The 16,616-nt window shown below is 39.0% G+C and carries 18 protein-coding genes; all 18 read left to right on the top strand.

What is annotated here, in order from left to right:
• The 18 genes from AC6H0V_RS13420 to AC6H0V_RS13335 all read left to right on the top strand — a co-directional run bounded on the left by AC6H0V_RS13420 (position 1) and on the right by AC6H0V_RS13335 (position 16,607).
• Positions 1–1,215 carry an NADH-quinone oxidoreductase subunit D gene (locus AC6H0V_RS13420; protein WP_497560700.1) on the top strand — a complete coding sequence of 405 codons (1,215 nt, stop codon included), beginning with the start codon at positions 1–3 and terminating at the stop codon, positions 1,213–1,215.
• Positions 1,208–1,723 (top strand): NADH-quinone oxidoreductase subunit NuoE family protein, encoded by a 516-nt coding sequence (locus AC6H0V_RS13415; RefSeq protein WP_497560699.1) that lies wholly within the window; start codon positions 1,208–1,210, stop codon positions 1,721–1,723. The genes AC6H0V_RS13420 and AC6H0V_RS13415 overlap by 8 nt, the downstream gene beginning before the upstream one ends.
• Before the next feature lie 68 nt (positions 1,724–1,791).
• Positions 1,792–3,165 carry an NADH-quinone oxidoreductase subunit NuoF gene (gene nuoF, locus AC6H0V_RS13410; RefSeq protein WP_497560698.1) on the top strand — a complete coding sequence of 458 codons (1,374 nt, stop codon included), beginning with the start codon at positions 1,792–1,794 and terminating at the stop codon, positions 3,163–3,165.
• 2 nt (positions 3,166–3,167) lie between these two features.
• Positions 3,168–3,722: a hypothetical protein gene (locus tag AC6H0V_RS13405; RefSeq protein ID WP_497560697.1), complete on the top strand. Its 555-nt coding sequence runs from the start codon at positions 3,168–3,170 to the stop codon at positions 3,720–3,722.
• Positions 3,723–3,765: 43 nt separating this feature from the next.
• Positions 3,766–4,776, top strand: a complete 1,011-nt coding sequence (locus tag AC6H0V_RS13400; RefSeq protein WP_497560696.1) for an NADH-quinone oxidoreductase subunit G — start codon at positions 3,766–3,768, stop codon at positions 4,774–4,776.
• Positions 4,776–5,813 (top strand): NADH-quinone oxidoreductase subunit NuoH, encoded by a 1,038-nt coding sequence (gene nuoH, locus AC6H0V_RS13395; protein ID WP_497560695.1) that lies wholly within the window; start codon positions 4,776–4,778, stop codon positions 5,811–5,813. The genes AC6H0V_RS13400 and nuoH overlap by 1 nt, the downstream gene beginning before the upstream one ends.
• Before the next feature lie 4 nt (positions 5,814–5,817).
• Positions 5,818–6,315: a NuoI/complex I 23 kDa subunit family protein gene (locus tag AC6H0V_RS13390; protein ID WP_497560694.1), complete on the top strand. Its 498-nt coding sequence runs from the start codon at positions 5,818–5,820 to the stop codon at positions 6,313–6,315.
• A 33-nt stretch (positions 6,316–6,348) separates the two neighbouring features.
• On the top strand, positions 6,349–6,855 hold the full coding sequence (locus AC6H0V_RS13385) for an NADH-quinone oxidoreductase subunit J family protein (RefSeq protein ID WP_497560693.1): 507 nt from the start codon (positions 6,349–6,351) through the stop codon (positions 6,853–6,855).
• A complete protein-coding gene (gene nuoK / locus AC6H0V_RS13380) occupies positions 6,848–7,177 on the top strand; it encodes an NADH-quinone oxidoreductase subunit NuoK (RefSeq protein ID WP_497560692.1) in 330 nt (109 codons plus the stop codon). The genes AC6H0V_RS13385 and nuoK overlap by 8 nt, the downstream gene beginning before the upstream one ends.
• Before the next feature lie 14 nt (positions 7,178–7,191).
• Entirely contained in the window at positions 7,192–9,093 is a 1,902-nt protein-coding gene (gene nuoL / locus AC6H0V_RS13375; RefSeq protein ID WP_497560691.1) for an NADH-quinone oxidoreductase subunit L, read from the top strand.
• A gap of 17 nt (positions 9,094–9,110) precedes the next feature.
• The gene (locus AC6H0V_RS13370; RefSeq protein WP_497560690.1) at positions 9,111–10,595 is read left to right on the top strand and encodes a complex I subunit 4 family protein; all 1,485 of its coding nucleotides are present in this window, start codon (positions 9,111–9,113) and stop codon (positions 10,593–10,595) included.
• Position 10,596: 1 nt separating this feature from the next.
• The gene (locus AC6H0V_RS13365) at positions 10,597–11,970 is read left to right on the top strand and encodes an NADH-quinone oxidoreductase subunit N (protein WP_497560689.1); all 1,374 of its coding nucleotides are present in this window, start codon (positions 10,597–10,599) and stop codon (positions 11,968–11,970) included.
• Between the two features lie 46 nt (positions 11,971–12,016).
• The gene (locus tag AC6H0V_RS13360) at positions 12,017–12,679 is read left to right on the top strand and encodes a DedA family protein (protein WP_497560688.1); all 663 of its coding nucleotides are present in this window, start codon (positions 12,017–12,019) and stop codon (positions 12,677–12,679) included.
• A 2-nt stretch (positions 12,680–12,681) separates the two neighbouring features.
• The gene (locus AC6H0V_RS13355; RefSeq protein ID WP_497560687.1) at positions 12,682–13,230 is read left to right on the top strand and encodes an inorganic diphosphatase; all 549 of its coding nucleotides are present in this window, start codon (positions 12,682–12,684) and stop codon (positions 13,228–13,230) included.
• A 15-nt stretch (positions 13,231–13,245) separates the two neighbouring features.
• Positions 13,246–14,658: a hemolysin family protein gene (locus AC6H0V_RS13350; protein ID WP_497560686.1), complete on the top strand. Its 1,413-nt coding sequence runs from the start codon at positions 13,246–13,248 to the stop codon at positions 14,656–14,658.
• 44 nt (positions 14,659–14,702) lie between these two features.
• Positions 14,703–15,404, top strand: a complete 702-nt coding sequence (locus AC6H0V_RS13345; protein WP_497560685.1) for a 16S rRNA (uracil(1498)-N(3))-methyltransferase — start codon at positions 14,703–14,705, stop codon at positions 15,402–15,404.
• 77 nt (positions 15,405–15,481) lie between these two features.
• The gene (locus tag AC6H0V_RS13340; protein ID WP_497563383.1) at positions 15,482–16,105 is read left to right on the top strand and encodes a DUF4159 domain-containing protein; all 624 of its coding nucleotides are present in this window, start codon (positions 15,482–15,484) and stop codon (positions 16,103–16,105) included.
• Between the two features lies 1 nt (position 16,106).
• Positions 16,107–16,607, top strand: coding sequence for a biotin/lipoyl-containing protein (locus AC6H0V_RS13335; protein ID WP_497560684.1), 501 nt, complete (start codon positions 16,107–16,109; stop codon positions 16,605–16,607).
• Positions 16,608–16,616: the final 9 nt, after the last annotated feature.

The following is a 16,616-nucleotide window of genomic DNA, read 5'->3' as shown; positions in this document are numbered from 1 at the left end:
ATGAAGCACAATCAACCAGTTTACACAGATAACGATCCACAGAGCGAGTTGGTTACCCTTAATTTAGGTCCAACCCACCCTGCAACACACGGCGTTTTCCAAAATGTTTTGCAATTAGATGGCGAACGGATTGTAAGCGGAGTTTCTACTATTGGATACATACACCGGGCATTTGAGAAAATCGCCGAACATCGCCCGTTCTATCAGATTACTCCATTAACAGATCGTCTTAACTATTGCTCATCGCCAATCAATAATATGGGTTGGCACATGACGGTTGAGAAACTGTTAAATATTCAAATTCCAAAACGGGTAGATTATCTTAGGGTAATTATTATGGAATTGGCAAGAATATCAGATCATATTATCTGTAATACCATTATAGCCCAAGATACCGGCGCAACAACCACTTTCCTTTACCTCTTCCAGTTTAGAGAGCACATCTACGAAATTTATGAAGAAATTTGTGGTGCGCGCTTAACTACAAATATTGGCCGTATTGGCGGATTGGAAAGAGATTTTAACGACATCGCCTTTGCTAAGATCAATAAATTTTTAAAGGAATTTCCGGTTGCCTTAAGAGAGTTTGAAAGCTTATTGAACCGTAACCGTATTTTTATCGATCGTACTGCAGGCGTAGCCGAAGTTACACAAGAGAATGCATTGAGTTTTGGTTGGACAGGCCCGCTTTTGCGTGCAACAGGTGTTGATTATGACGTGCGGGCCAGCGAACCTTATTCTTCTTATCAGGATTTCGATTTTGAAATTCCAGTAGGTACGAGTGGTGATATTTATGATCGTTATTTAGTTCGCAACGAAGAAATGTGGCAGAGTGTTCGAATTATTGAACAAGCCTTAGAAAAACTGAAATCTGAGCCTAATGGTATTTTTCATGCCGATGTTCCAGAATTTTATTTACCGGGAAAAGAAGAAGTTTATAACAATATGGAAGCATTGATCTATCACTTTAAAATTGTGATGGGCGAAATTGATGCACCAAAAGCAGAAGTTTACCATGCTGTAGAAGGTGGTAACGGAGAACTTGGTTTTTATCTGATCAACGATGGAGGAAGAACACCTTATCGTTTGCATTTCAGAAGACCTAGTTTTATTAATTATTCAATGTTTGCAAAAATGAGTGAGGGGATGCTGTTATCAGATGCCATCATTAACATGAGTAGCATGAACATTATTGCAGGAGAATTAGATGCTTAAAGTAGAAGAACAACAACCTATAGTATTTTCATCAGCGCTGCTTAGCAACTTTGATGAAATTGTAAGTCGTTACCCTGCTGGAAAACAAAAATCAGCTTTGCTGCCGATATTACATTTGGTACAGGCAGAATACGGGTGGACAAGCGTACCAGCAATGGATAAGGTGGCTGAGTACTTGTATTTGGAACCGATTGAAGTATATGAAGTAGCGTCGTTTTATAGCATGTACTTTTTGCAGCCCAAAGGGAAATACGTACTTGAAATTTGTCGTACGGGCCCATGCTGCTTAGTTGGTGCAGAAAAGATCATGGACCATATCGAGAACAGGTTAGGCGTAAAAGAAGGTGAAGTTACAGCCGATGGGCTATTTAGCTGGAGAGGGGTAGAGTGCTTAGCGGCATGCGGTTACGCCCCTGTATTGCAAATTGGCCCTGAATATACATTTTATGAGAATTTAACGGAGCAATCGGTTGATGAATTGATTGATAATTTGAAAAATAAGATTTGAGACATTAGATATGAGATTTGAGAGGGGCTATCATCCTTCTTACATTTTACATCTTCCATCTATATAAAATGGGACGTAAACTATTATTAGAACATATTAACGTACCTGGCATTAACACGCTAGAGGTATATCGCCAAAAAGGTGGTTATCGTGCCGTAGAAAAAGCGTTGAAAACCTTAACACCTGATGAAGTAGTTGAAGAAGTTAAAAAATCTGGACTACGAGGTAGAGGAGGTGCGGGGTTTCCAACAGGGATGAAGTGGAGTTTTTTGGCAAAACCAGAGGGCGTTGCACGTTATTTGGTTTGTAATGCTGATGAATCAGAGCCTGGAACGTTTAAGGATAGGTATTTAATGACCTACATTCCACATGCATTAATTGAAGGGATGATTGTTTCGAGCTTCGCTTTAGGTGCACACACTTCTTATATTTATGTGCGGGGCGAAATGATGCCACAAATTCGGGTCCTCGAAAAAGCAATTGCCGAAGCAAAGGCCGCTGGATTTTTAGGTAGCAATATTTTAGGTTCCGGATACGATTTAGAATTATATGTTCAACCTGGTGGAGGGGCTTACATTTGTGGAGAAGAAACCGCATTGTTAGAATCATTGGAAGGAAAGAGGGGAAACCCTCGAATTAAACCGCCATTCCCTGCGATTGCAGGTTTATATGGTTGTCCAACTGTAGTTAACAATGTCGAATCTATAGCCGCTGTAGTGCCAATTATAAATGATGGTGGCGATGAATATGCCAAAATAGGGATCGGTAGAAGTACTGGTACCAAGTTAATATCCGCGTCTGGAAACTTGGTAAAACCAGGTGTTTACGAAATAGAATTAGGTTTGCCTGTTGAAGAATTTATCTATTCAGATGAATATTGCGGCGGCATCGCTAATGGCAAAAGATTAAAGGCAACTGTTGCCGGAGGATCATCAGTGCCTATTTTACCAGCAAACCTATCCTTAAAATATGCCAATGGCGATGCGCGTTTAATGAGTTACGAATCACTTTCAGAAGGAGGTTTTGCCACAGGAACTATGCTAGGTTCAGGTGGTTTTATCGCATTTGATGAAGATCAGTGTATTGTAAGAAATACATGGAACTTTGCCCGCTTCTATCATCACGAAAGCTGTGGTCAATGTTCTCCTTGCCGAGAAGGTACGGGATGGTTAGAAAAAGTATTGCACAGGTTAGAATATGGCCATGGAAAAATGAGCGATATAGATCTATTGGTTGATGTAGCAAGGAAAATTGAAGGCAATACCATTTGTCCGTTGGGCGATGCAGCAGCTTGGCCTGTTGCCAGTGCCATCAGACATTTTAGGGATGAGTTTGAATGGCATGTACAAGAGCCGGTTCTGAGTCAGACCCGTAATTACGGAATTGCAAATTATGCGGTTCCAATAGAAAAGAAAGTCGAAGAAGTAAGAACTGGAGAATAACGATGAAAGCAATCATCATTGTATGCTTTTTTTGGAATGCAGGAATGATTGTGAATCATCAAACGATCAATAGTAGGATTACTATTGAAGTTCCAAAAAAACAAGCTATTGAGGCAGAAATTAAAATCATCCGCCAGCAATACCTAAAAATAAACGGAGCGTTGAAATTTTATCGTATAGTAAAAGAAGACTTTCCCGACCAATCAACTGAAGGAGGTGAAGTCACAGGTTACTATAACGGAAAGGATTTAAAAAAGATAGTGGCGGTTTATTATGGTGAGACAGGAAAAATGGAAGAAGAGTATTATTTCGCAGATAAGCAACTTATCTTTCAGTTCAGGAGAACTTTTGCATATGATAAACCCATGTATATCAAGAATTCAAAAGTAAAATCTGTAACTGAAGACCGCTTTTATTTTAAAAAAAATGAACTGATTAGGTGGCTGAAACCGAATGGTCAAATGGAAAGTACAAGCTCAAGGGATTTTAAAGAAACTAACCTTGATATTAAAGTAATAGTTGAAGAACTTATAAATAAATTAAGTCAGAGTAAATAAGTATAAGCTTGTTCACGTTGATAAAAGAAAAAAAATCATTACAATGAGTGATTTAGTTAAGGTAACCATAGACGGGATAACGGTAGAAGTAGCTCCCGGTACAAGTATTCTCAATGCTGCAAGGCAAATTGGGGGTGATATTGTGCCGCCTGCGATGTGCTATTATTCCAAACTGGAAGGAAGTGGCGGTAAATGTCGTACCTGTATTGTTAAGGTAAGCAAAGGTTCTGAAAAAGACCCCCGCCCTATGCCAAAATTGGTGGCATCTTGCCGTACCAATGTGATGGATGGGATGGAAGTCCAAAATATAACTTCTCCAGAGGTACTGGAAGCACGAAGTGGTGTGGTAGAAATCCTATTGATCAACCACCCATTAGATTGCCCTATTTGCGATCAGGCGGGCGAGTGCGATTTGCAAAATCTAGGTTACGAAAACGGATTACAGCGTACTCGATATGAATTTGAACGCCGTACCTTTGAAAGGATAGATATAGGCGATAAAATTCAATTGCACATGAACAGGTGCATCTTATGTTACCGTTGTGTGTTTGTTGCCGATCAGATTACGAACAAACGCGTACATGGGATCTTAAACCGCGGCGATCACTCAGAGATCTCTACCTATATCCAAACAGCAGTGGATAACGATTTCTCTGGAAACGTAATTGATGTTTGTCCGGTAGGAGCATTAACCGACAAAACATTTAGGTTTAAAAATAGGGTTTGGTTTACTAAACCTGTAGACGCACATAGAAACTGCGATCACGAAAAATGCAATGGTAAAGTAACCCTTTGGTATAAGGGAGAAGATGTTCTGCGCGTTACTGCCCGTAAAGACCAATTTGGCGAGGTAGAGGAATTTATCTGCAATACCTGTAGATTTGAGAAAAAGAATACCTCCGACTGGAATATCGAACATCCAACGGCTATTTCTGATACTTCGGTTATCTCTTCAAACCACTACGAAACCTTTAAACCATTACCTGTAATCAAAGATAATTTGGCCTTGCAAGAAGCAAATAAAGTTGAACTAGAAAAAAGCACTAAATTCTGATGGATATAAATTTTGTGATAGAGAAATTTTTGCTGGTAACCATTTTATTTGCCATCAGCTTGCTCATTGCGATGTATTCTACCTACGCAGAACGGAAGGTAGCAGCATTTTTGCAGGATAGGCTTGGACCAGATAGAGCAGGCCCTTTTGGCATTTTACAGCCGCTTGCTGATGGGTTGAAAATGTTTATGAAGGAAGAGATTATCCCTTCCAATGCCAATAAATGGCTGTTTATGGTTGGTCCGGGCTTAGCTATGCTTTGTGCCTGTATTGGTACGGCAGTTATTCCCTGGGGACAGGATTTAAACGTTAACGGCCGTATAATCCCTCTTCAGGTTACCGATATCAATGTAGGTGTACTCTATCTTTTTGGGGTGGTGTCTTTAGGTGTGTATGGGGTAATGATTGGTGGATGGGCCTCTAACAATAAATATTCACTGTTGAGTGCCATTAGAGCCGCATCGCAAAATATTAGCTATGAGGTGGCAATGGGTTTATCTATCATTGCTCTGCTATTGGTTACCAATACGTTAAGCCTAAAAGAGATTGTAGCACAGCAACATGGTTTTTGGAATTGGAATGTGTGGAGTCAACCATTGGGCTTTTTAATCTTTTTGATCTGCTCTTTTGCCGAAACCAACCGCGCTCCATTTGACTTGCCTGAGTGCGAAACGGAACTGATTGGCGGTTATCATACCGAATATTCGTCTATGAAGTTAGGCTTCTATCTATTTGCAGAGTACATTAACATGTTTGTATCATCGGCGGTTATGGCAACCTTATTTTTTGGGGGCTATAATTATCCGGGTATGGATTGGGTTGCAGCACACGTTGGACCGATTGCAGCTCCACTAATCGGTACGGCAGTGTTATTTTTAAAGATATTTATGTTCATCTTTTTCTTCATGTGGGTGCGCTGGACAATTCCTCGCTTCCGCTATGATCAGTTGATGAACTTAGGCTGGAAGGGCTTAATCCCACTGGCTATTATTAATATTGTGATTACGGGATTAGTGATCGCGTTTAGACATTTCTAGAAACATGGAATCATTAAGCAACAAGAAAAAGGTACTGGAGCAAAAGCCACTTAATTTTTTAGAAAGGGCATATTTACCTGCTATAGTTAAAGGATTGGGTACTACAATGAGCCACTTTTTTAAGAAAAGTTCTACCATTAAATATCCAGAACAGGAAAGAGAATTTTCTATCAACTGGAGGGGAATGCATTCTTTAAAGAGAGATGAGGAGGGAAGGGAACGCTGTACTGCATGTGGATTATGTGCCTTATCTTGTCCTGCGGAAGCCATTACGATGATTGCCGCCGAACGCAAACCTGAAGAGAAAGCCTTATATCGTGAAGAGAAATATGCGGCGGTTTATGAAATCAACATGTTACGCTGTATTTTTTGCGGCTTATGCGAAGAAGCCTGTCCGAAAGAAGCAATTTATCTAGACGGCCCAATTGTTCCGTCTGATTATTTGCGGAAAGATTTTATCTATGGCAAGGATAAATTGGTTGAGGCACCATTAGACAAATAAATAAGTTAAAAATAAATAACTAAATAAAAATTAATGGGTACATCAGTATTCTATTTTGTAGCAACATTAAGTATCATATTTTCACTGATGGTGATTTTTTCAAAAAATCCAATCCACAGTGTTTTATACCTGATCCTTACCTTTTTTACTTTTACTGTTCACTATGTGCTTTTAAATGCACAGTTCTTAGCGGTAGTAAATTTTATTGTTTACATGGGCGCTATCATGGTACTTTTTCTTTTTGTACTGATGTTGCTCAATTTAAACAAAGAGAATGAGCCCAATAAATCGGCATGGATTAAAATTTTAGGGGTAATTGCTGGAGGATGTTTAGCCGTAACCTTGGTGGGATCTTTTAAAGCGGTGTCCATTAATAGCCCTTTGGTGCTTCAAAATCCAAATTTAGGATTAGTAAAAAACTTAGGTAAAGAATTATTTGGCCCATTCATGTTGCCATTCGAGTTGTCTTCAATTTTATTGCTGGCCGCAATGGTTGGTGCAGTTCTATTAACCAAAAAGGAGGAAAAAGTAAATGGATAGTTTAACCCAAAGCATGCAAACGGTGCCTCTAAACCATTATATCTGGTTATGTGCCATCATTTTTACCATTGGTGTAATAGGTGTGTTGACCCGTAGGAATGCGATCGTCATTTTCATGTCGGTAGAACTGATGTTAAATGCAGTTAATTTGTTGTTAACCGCGTTTTCGGTTCACCATAACGATCCATCTGGACAAGTTTTTGTGTTTTTTATTATGGCATTGGCAGCAGCCGAAGTAGCCGTAGGACTGAGTATAATTGTAATGGTTTACAGAAATACACAGTCGATAGATATTAATGTGTTAAATCGCCTTAAGTGGTAATTATAGGATAAGGAATGATAAATAGTTTACTTTGGTTGATCCCTCTACTTCCGCTATTAGGCTTTGTGATTAACGGCCTTGGCAGAAATACCTTTAGTAAGAGCCTGATTGGTTTTATTGGTAGTGGAGTTATTTTCGCCTCATTTGCACTCAGTGTTTTAATGTTTTTTGAGCTTAATGGAAGTGCTGAGAAACAAGTGAATGTTGCTTTGTTCGATTGGATAAGTGCTGGAAATCTTCACATCCCCCTTTCTTTCTTATATGATCCTTTAAGTTCGATTATGTTATTGATCATCACGGGGATTGGGTTTTTAATACACCTTTACTCCATAGGTTATATGCATAGCGATGCAGGATTTGGCAAATTTTTTAGCTATTTAAACCTGTTTATCTTCTTCATGCTGATTTTGGTGCTGGGGTCTAATTATATCGTCATGTTTATTGGATGGGAAGGCGTAGGGCTATGCTCTTACCTACTCATTGGCTTTTGGTATACAAATAGTAATTATGCAAGTGCCGCTAAAAAAGCATTTGTGATGAACAGAATTGGAGATCTTGGCTTTTTACTTGGTGTATTTTTGATCTTTAACACTTTTGGAAGCCTTGAATTTGCCAAAGTATTTCCTCAGGCCGCGAATTTAATGTCGGGCAATACGGCAGTGATGTGGATTACGATCTTGTTGTTTATAGGAGCTTGTGGTAAATCGGCTCAATTACCGCTGTTTACCTGGTTACCGGATGCAATGGCCGGCCCAACTCCAGTATCTGCATTAATACATGCCGCAACCATGGTTACCGCTGGTATTTATATGATTGCACGTTCTAGCGTACTGTTTGATCTGGCACCCACCACACAGCTTATTATTGCAGTAATCGGAACAGCTACGGCATTAATCGCTGCTATAATAGCTTTAACACAAACCGATATTAAAAAAGTACTGGCCTACTCTACGGTATCCCAGTTGGGATATATGTTTTTGGGCCTAGGAGTGGGAGCTTACACGGGTTCGTTTTTCCATGTATTAACACATGCCTTCTTCAAAGCTCTATTATTTTTGGGAGCGGGTTCGGTAATCCATGCGATGCACCACGAGCAGGATATGCGCCATATGGGCGGATTGAGGTCTAAGCTAAAAACTACATTCGCAACTATGCTAATTGGTACGATCGCGATTGCAGGTTTACCGCCGTTCTCTGGTTTCTTTTCTAAGGATGAAATTTTAGCACACGCCTATGCCTACAGTCCGATTTTATGGGGAATTGGCTTATTTACAGCATTTTTAACTGCTTTCTATATGTTTAGGATGATGTTTTTAACCTTTTCTGGGAAATATAGAGGCACGCATCATGCTGAGGAACATATTCACGAATCTCCATCAACAATGACCTTACCTCTAATTGTATTGGCAATTTTGGCGGCAGTAGGAGGTTTAATAAATATTCCTGAAGTTTTTGGTGGAAACGAATGGTTGGCACACTGGTTAACTGGGGCAGGGATTGCACACCACGAACTTGGTTTACCACATGTTACCGAATTGACGTTAATGGGTGTATCTGTTTTGGCAGCGGTGCTAGCCACAGTATACGCTTATTTTAAATATGTTAAGAATGCACATTTACCTTTGCCCGAAGAGGGAAAACGCTCAATATTGGCCAATATATCCTATCATAAATTTTATTTAGACGAAATTTACGATTTCATTATTAGACGACCTTTAGATGCCTTGTCCAGATTTTTCTATCGAATTATGGATAGGAAATTAATTGATGGAATGGTAAATGGTTTGGGTTGGACCGCCACGGAAGGAAGCAAGGGATTAAGATTGCTCCAGTCCGGAAACGTTGGATTTTATATTTTTATGATGGTATTTGGTATCATCGCATTGTTATTATATACTTATTTATCTATCGCTTAAACTGCTATTAGCTATAAATGGACTTACTACTCATACTCTTATTTTTGCCAATCGCAGGTGCGATCATTACTGCTTTCTTTAAAGGAGGTAATGCCAAGCTAGTTGCGCTAGTTTTTGCACTTTTATCGCTCTGCGCTACAATTGGTTTATTAACCCAATTTATACCTGATGCTAGTACCCAATTTGTTACCAACGTCTCGTGGATTGCACAATTTAAGATAAATTTTCACGTGGGCGTAGACGGTATCAGCATGATCACCATCATCTTAACCAATGTGCTCACGCCTTTAATTATTCTTTCGAGCTTTAAGCACCAATATAAGAATCCAAATGTTTTTTATGCCTTGGTGCTTTTTATGCAGACTGGATTATTGTTGGTATTTACCGCTTTAGATGGGTTTTTATTCTACATTGGCTGGGAAGCAGCACTAATCCCGATCTACTTTATCTGTGCCATTTGGGGCGGTAATGAAAGGATTAAAGTAACCATGAAATTCTTTGTTTATACCACTGCAGGCTCTCTTTTTATGCTTTTAGGGATCATCTACCTATACTTACAAAACCCTGCAAAGAATTTCGATATCAATGCATTTTATGCCCTAAATCTTGATTCATATCAACAAGGATGGTTATTCTGGGCATTTTTTATCGCATTTGCCATCAAAATGCCAATTTTCCCTTTCCATACTTGGCAACCAGACACTTATACGCAGGCACCCGCACCTGGCACGATGTTGTTATCAGGTATTATGCTTAAAATGGGTATCTATGGTGCAATAAGATGGTTATTGCCTATTGTTCCAACAGGAGTAAATGAATGGATTTGTTTAGCTTCTATTTTATCGGTTATTGGTATTGTGTACGCTTCTCTTATTGCTTTTACACAAAAGGATGCCAAACGTTTAGTGGCCTACTCTTCTATCGCCCATGTTGGTTTAATCGCCGCCGGCATATTTGCATCTTTTAGCTTAGGTAATCAAGGGACGCAAGGTATGCAAGGTGTAATGGTTCAAATGCTAAGTCACGGGGTAAATGTTGTAGGATTGTTTTTTGTACTGGATATCATTTCATCGCGCCTTAAAACAAACAGAATTGAGGAGCTTGGTGGATTAGCAAAGGTAGCTCCAAAACTTGCTCTCGTATTTTTGATCATCGTGTTGGGTACAGTTGCCCTTCCGGGAACTAATGGATTTATAGGTGAGTTTTTATTGTTATTCAGTGTTTATTCTTACCAAACTTGGCTTGGTGTTGCAGCAGGTTTTACCATCATATTTGGTGCGGTTTACATGCTTAGAATGTACCAAAAAGTAATGTTGGGTGAGACAAATGGTTTAACAATTAGTTTTGTAGATATTAACGGAACCGAAAAATTGGTACTGTACATCATTTGTGCATTAATTATCTTGATGGGAGTTTATCCTAAACCAATTCTACATTTATCGGAAGCTTCGGTACAGCATTTATTAGAACAGATCAATCAAAAATTAATAGGGATAAGATAAGATGAATATTATTATAACCATAGTTATAACAGCTTTTTTGGTGCTTTATGCAGGTTTGTTTAAGACAAAGAAAGCCTTATTACCACTAACACTGATTGGTTTATTGGGAGCCCTTGGTTTTGCGGTGTGCAGTTGGGATACCAATATCATCTATTTTGGGATGATGAAAATGGATAATTTTGCCTTGGCATTTTCCGCAATCACAATCGTGGGGACCCTGTTTATATTTCTTTTAACGCAAAATTATTTCGTTTCTGGAAGTGATAATGTGGCCGAGTATTTTACGCTTATACTTTTTGCACTTTCTGGGATGATCATCATGGTCTCTTACCAGAACTTGTCCATGTTATTTATTGGATTGGAGATCATGTCGGTAAGCTTGTATATCCTTGCAGGCATTCGAAAGCTCAATTTTGCATCGAATGAGGCCTCGTTAAAATATTTCTTAATGGGCGCTTTTTCTACAGGGTTCTTATTGTTCGGAATTACCTTGATTTATGGTGCTACAGGGTCATTTGATATCGAGGCCATTCAAAGATACTTGGTAGACAATGTGAAATCGGTTTCGCCATTGTTCTACCCGGGCGTTATTCTGGTAATGATCGGGTTATGCTTTAAGGTAGGCGCAGCTCCTTTCCATTTCTGGACACCCGATGTGTACGAAGGTTCTCCATCATTAATTACCGCATTCATGTCTACCGTTGTAAAAACAGCAGGATTTGCGGCATTTTTAAGGCTCTTTGCAGGGGCATTTCAGCCGCTACATGATTTCTGGATGCCTGCATTGGTGGTAATTGTAGTGATTACCTTATGCGTGGGCAATATCACTGCATTGTATCAAAGAAGTTTTAAACGAATGCTGGCTTACTCAAGTATTTCGCATGCAGGATACCTTTTGTTCTCGCTGGTTGTGCTTACTGCTAACTCGGCAAGTAATGTACTGGTGTATGCTGCAGCTTACACGTTTGCCAGTATCATCGCCTTTGCGGTGTTAATTTTGGTAAAGCAAAGAACTGGAAGCGATCTGGTTGATAGTTTCAATGGTCTGGGCAAAAGAAACCCATTAGCCGCCTTAACATTAACGATTGCACTCCTATCCTTAGCAGGTATTCCATTAACCGCAGGTTTCATCGGAAAGTACGTTATGTTTTTAAATGTGATGGAGAATTATCAGGTTACACTGGTTGTCATCGCGATCTTGAATGCATTGGTTGGATTTTATTACTATTTCAAAGTGGTGATAGCCATGTGGTTCAAAGAGGGGGCAGAGGTAGAGCTAATCATGCCCTTGCAGTACAAAATTGTTCTTCTTCTTTCTACACTAGTTACTTTGTTATTAGGGGTTTACCCATCCCTTATTTTAAATCTGATATAACCTAATGATATAGATTATTATTTGTAGTTTTACGAATAATTGAACTATGCAAGAATTCTGGAATTCACTACAGCATTTTATTGATCCCGAAAAATTACTGAAAGAGGGTGGTTTCTATGTTGTTTTGTTCGTGATTTTCGCTGAAACCGGGCTTTTCTTCGGTTTCTTTTTACCAGGAGATTATTTGTTGTTTTTAGCAGGCATGTTTGTGGCCACTGGCAGATTGGATGTGAATATCTATCTGTTAGTTTTAGGCCTAAGTGTGGCAGCAATTGCTGGTAACTTTACCGGATACTGGTTTGGACGAAAGACGGGGCCTGTATTGTACAAAAGAAAAGATAGCCTCTTTTTTAAAAAGCGTTATCTTTTGGCAGCAGAGCGATATTATCGCAAACAAGGTGCATTTGCTTTAATTATGGGTAGATTTGTACCCATTGTAAGAACTTTTGCGCCTATTTTTGCTGGCGTAGTTAAGCTTGACATAAAGAAGTTTGCACTTTACAATATAACGGGTGGAATATTATGGATAGCTTCCCTAACTTTGTTAGGTTATTTTTTAGGTAGAAGTTTTGCCGAACAAATAGAGCAATATTTGGTTTATATTATTATTGGTTTCATTATAATTACTACAATACCACTTGTAGTCACATTTGTGAAGAAAAGAGTAAGTAAAAGTGGTAGTGAAGATGAAGCTGAGATTGAAGAATAAAAATGAGTAAAGAAGATCATCATCCATGGCATAGTGTTTCTCCAGGTAAGAATTTACCAGAAACCGTAAATGCAATTATAGAAATTCCCAAAGGTTCAAAGGCGAAATATGAAATTGATAAGGAATCTAATCTGATTAAATTAGACCGGGTTTTATTTTCGTCGGTGATGTATCCTGCAAATTATGGTTTTATCCCACAAACCTATTGTGACGATAATGACCCCCTGGATATACTAGTGCTGTGTTCTGTTGACGTATATCCCATGACTATCATCGAAGCCAAAGTTATTGGTGTAATGCACATGGTAGATAATGGAGAACAAGACGATAAGATTATTGCCGTAGCTAAAAACGATATGTCGGTAAATTATATCAACGATCTACATGAGCTTCCACCTCACACCATGAAGGAAATTGTTAAGTTTTTTCAGGATTATAAAGCACTGGAAGAAAAAAAGGTGACTATAGAACATTTGCTTGGTGTAAGATATGCACACAAAGTGATTAAAGAAAGCATCGAATTGTACAATACAACATTTAGAACAACATAATTAGTTTTCAATTAAATGATTTTACCCTCCATTAATATAGTCTTAACTACAATTTTCAGCGGATTTTTACCACATACTGTCCTCGCCGTTGTAAATACTGAAGAATCAGGATCAATTGGTTGGCGGTTGGTATTAGCTGTGTTTTTGGTATTGCTGAACGGTTTTTTCGTGGCGGCAGAATTCGCGATCGTTAAAGTTAGGGCTTCTCAGATAGAAATTAAGGCCAAAAGTGGAAGCAGAGTTGGCAAGATGGCAAAGAATATTGTTCATAATCTGGATGGATATTTAGCTGCAACACAATTGGGAATTACCTTGGCCTCATTAGGTTTGGGATGGGTTGGTGAAGCCGTGATGGTAACCATATTCAGTAAACTTTTTGATGGATTTAATCTGAGCGCCACAGTTTTACATTCGGCATCCACCTTTGTTGCTTTTTCTATCATCACTATTATGCACATTGTGTTCGGCGAGCTGGCTCCAAAATCATTTGCTATACAAAGGCCCGTTGCCACTACAATGTTTGTTTCAGTACCGCTCCAGATTTTTTATGTTGTTTTGAGACCATTTATTTGGGCTTTAAACAGCTTAGCCTCAATTATATTAAAACCTTTTGGGATTAATACCGCTGGCGGCCACGAATCACTCCATAGTAATGAAGAACTTCAATATTTACTGGATCAGGGGAAAGAAAGTGGTGCTTTGGAAGATAATGAACACGAACTGATTAAAAATGTATTCGATTTTAATGAGCGAGTGGTAAAAAATATCATGGTTCCACGAACCAAGATCTCTGGTATCGAGTTAAATACACCTAAGGAAGAGGTTATTCAGATTATTATTGGAGAAGGGTATTCTCGTATGCCCGTGTTTGATGAAGTAATCGACAAGATAATTGGTATTATTCATGCCAAAGATGTACTACCTCTTTTGGCAGGAAATAAGGAGTGGAGCTTAAGTGACATCATCAGAAAACCTTATTTTGTTCCGGAAACTAAAAAAATTAATGATCTGTTAAGCGAATTACAGCAAAAACGCATCCAGATCGCTATTGTAATTGACGAATTTGGCGGAACGGCCGGAATGGTAACGCTTGAAGATATTGTTGAAGAAATTGTTGGCGAAATTCAGGATGAATACGATGAAGAAAAGCCTACAGTTGAAAAAATTTCTGATACTGAATTTGTGATCAATGCCTACGCTACAGTCTATGATGTAAATGAACATCTACCTCATGATCTGCCAGAGGATGAAGACTTTGATACAGTCGGCGGATTAGTTTCCCACGCATTTGGTAAAATACCTGAAGTAGGTGATAGCGAAGAATGTTATGGATATCTGTTTACTATCTTAAAGAAAACGGAACAAAATATAGAGACCATTAAGCTTGAGCTGGTTATTAGCAGAGGCGATATGGTAGATGCGCATTAGTAAGTATTGGCGCCAACCGCCTCACTCCAAACGCCAAATAACTTATGCATGTTTTTTATACCCCAGACCTTGTTTCAGATGTTTATACCTTAAACGAGGAAGAAAGTAAACATTGCAGTAAAGTTCTTCGTTTAAATTTGGGCGATGTGATCTCACTCATCGACGGGAAGGGTGGACTTTTCACAGCAGAAATAATTGCCATTGGCAAAAGGAATGTTCAGCTCAAAGTAATTGATAAACAGAGCGAATACGGGAAAAGAAACCATTACCTGCACATGGCCATTGCCCCAACCAAAAATATCGATCGATTAGAGTGGTTCTTAGAAAAGGCAACTGAGATTGGGGTCGACGAGATTACCCCAATAATCTGCGATCGCTCGGAAAGAAAGATTATAAAAGAAGAACGGTTAGACAAAGTTATTACTTCGGCTGTAAAACAATCGCTCACCGCCTACCATCCTAAACTAAATCCTGCAATAACTTTTGCAACGCTGATGAAAGAGCAGTTGGATGGGCAAAAATTCATAGCCCACTGCTTGCCAGGAGATAAACTTTACATCAATCAAATTGCCACGCAGCATCAATCTTATTTGATTTTAATTGGGCCAGAGGGCGATTTTACACCCGCTGAAATTAACATCGCTTTGCAGAATGGGTACAAAGCCGTAACTTTAGGTAATACCAGATTAAGAACTGAAACAGCAGCATTAGCGGCGTGTTTTGAAGTTAATTATTTAAATAGATGAACCAGTTGGCAGTTAGCAGTTCTCGATTTACAGTTGGAAAACTTAAGGTTTTAACCTTGCTTCTTGCTCTTTGCTCTATGCCCATATTATCGAGTTTTGCCCCTCCCACCTATAAAATGGGTAAATTAAAATATAGCGGTGGGGGCGATTGGTACGGGAACAGGACTGCATTGCCCAATCTGATTGAATTTTGTAATACTAATCTGTCCACCAATTTTGCAGCCGATGAAGGGATTGTTGATGTTGGAAGTGCTGAGCTGTTTAATTTCCCTTTTGTGTATATGACCGGGCATGGTAACGTGATTTTTAATGATCAAGAGGCCAGCAATCTGCGTAAATATCTTATTGGAGGTGGATTTCTGCATATCGACGATAATTATGGACTGGATAAATTTATTAGGCCAGAAATGAAAAAAGTATTCCCCGAACTGAGTTTCGTTGAGTTGCCTTCCGATCATAAAATCTACAACCAGAAATTTAAGTTTCCCGCGGGCCTCCCAAAAATACACGAACATGATGGCAAACGCCCACAAGGATTTGCTCTGGTATATAAGGGGAGGATCATCTGTTATTATACGTATGAGTGTGATTTAGGGAATGGATGGGAAGATTATGGCACTTATCCCACGGATACACAAGAAAGCAGAACCAAGGCGCTGAAAATGGGCGCTAACCTAGTTCAATATGCATTAACAAATTAAGATGTATCAGATAAAAGTAAATGATAATTTTAGCTTTGATATCGAAGCGAACCTAAAACAGCTTACTGTTAACGGGAAAGAGGTAGATGTTGATTCGGTTCAATTGAACCACAATAGCAGTCATTTGCTTTATAAGAACAAATCTTATACTGTCGAGGTAGTAGAACTCAATGTCGAAAATAAAACAGCAGTAATCAAGGTAAATGGATCTGTGTATTCTTTAACTATAAAAGATCAATACGATCAACTTTTAAAGCAGCTTGGGATGGATAATCTTGCTGCAAGCAAAATTCTTCAGGTAAAAGCGCCAATGCCAGGCTTAGTTTTAAACGTGCTAGTGGGCGCAGGGGCGGATGTTAAAAAAGGAGATAACCTATTAGTATTGGAAGCAATGAAAATGGAAAATATGATCAAATCTCCCACTGATGGCATTATCAAAAACATAGCCGTAAAACAGGGAGATAAGGTAGAGAAGAACGAAATCCTTATCAGTTTTAGCTAAACTTACGAA

The organism is Pedobacter sp. NO84 (genome assembly GCF_059703915.1).
This window is presented reverse-complemented; position numbering and strand designations above follow the sequence as displayed.

Excerpts from the sequence above, each read along its gene's own strand:
- AC6H0V_RS13420 (WP_497560700.1), top strand. The coding sequence starts at position 1 with ATGAAGCACAATCAACCAGTTTACACAGATAACGATCCACAGAGCGAG.
- AC6H0V_RS13415 (WP_497560699.1), top strand. The coding sequence starts at position 1,208 with ATGCTTAAAGTAGAAGAACAACAACCTATAGTATTTTCATCAGCGCTG.
- nuoF (WP_497560698.1), top strand. The coding sequence starts at position 1,792 with ATGGGACGTAAACTATTATTAGAACATATTAACGTACCTGGCATTAAC.
- AC6H0V_RS13405 (WP_497560697.1), top strand. The coding sequence starts at position 3,168 with ATGAAAGCAATCATCATTGTATGCTTTTTTTGGAATGCAGGAATGATT.
- AC6H0V_RS13400 (WP_497560696.1), top strand. The coding sequence starts at position 3,766 with ATGAGTGATTTAGTTAAGGTAACCATAGACGGGATAACGGTAGAAGTA.
- nuoH (WP_497560695.1), top strand. The coding sequence starts at position 4,776 with ATGGATATAAATTTTGTGATAGAGAAATTTTTGCTGGTAACCATTTTA.
- AC6H0V_RS13390 (WP_497560694.1), top strand. The coding sequence starts at position 5,818 with ATGGAATCATTAAGCAACAAGAAAAAGGTACTGGAGCAAAAGCCACTT.
- AC6H0V_RS13385 (WP_497560693.1), top strand. The coding sequence starts at position 6,349 with ATGGGTACATCAGTATTCTATTTTGTAGCAACATTAAGTATCATATTT.
- nuoK (WP_497560692.1), top strand. The coding sequence starts at position 6,848 with ATGGATAGTTTAACCCAAAGCATGCAAACGGTGCCTCTAAACCATTAT.
- nuoL (WP_497560691.1), top strand. The coding sequence starts at position 7,192 with ATGATAAATAGTTTACTTTGGTTGATCCCTCTACTTCCGCTATTAGGC.
- AC6H0V_RS13370 (WP_497560690.1), top strand. The coding sequence starts at position 9,111 with ATGGACTTACTACTCATACTCTTATTTTTGCCAATCGCAGGTGCGATC.
- AC6H0V_RS13365 (WP_497560689.1), top strand. The coding sequence starts at position 10,597 with ATGAATATTATTATAACCATAGTTATAACAGCTTTTTTGGTGCTTTAT.
- AC6H0V_RS13360 (WP_497560688.1), top strand. The coding sequence starts at position 12,017 with ATGCAAGAATTCTGGAATTCACTACAGCATTTTATTGATCCCGAAAAA.
- AC6H0V_RS13355 (WP_497560687.1), top strand. The coding sequence starts at position 12,682 with ATGAGTAAAGAAGATCATCATCCATGGCATAGTGTTTCTCCAGGTAAG.
- AC6H0V_RS13350 (WP_497560686.1), top strand. The coding sequence starts at position 13,246 with ATGATTTTACCCTCCATTAATATAGTCTTAACTACAATTTTCAGCGGA.
- AC6H0V_RS13345 (WP_497560685.1), top strand. The coding sequence starts at position 14,703 with ATGCATGTTTTTTATACCCCAGACCTTGTTTCAGATGTTTATACCTTA.
- AC6H0V_RS13340 (WP_497563383.1), top strand. The coding sequence starts at position 15,482 with ATGCCCATATTATCGAGTTTTGCCCCTCCCACCTATAAAATGGGTAAA.
- AC6H0V_RS13335 (WP_497560684.1), top strand. The coding sequence starts at position 16,107 with ATGTATCAGATAAAAGTAAATGATAATTTTAGCTTTGATATCGAAGCG.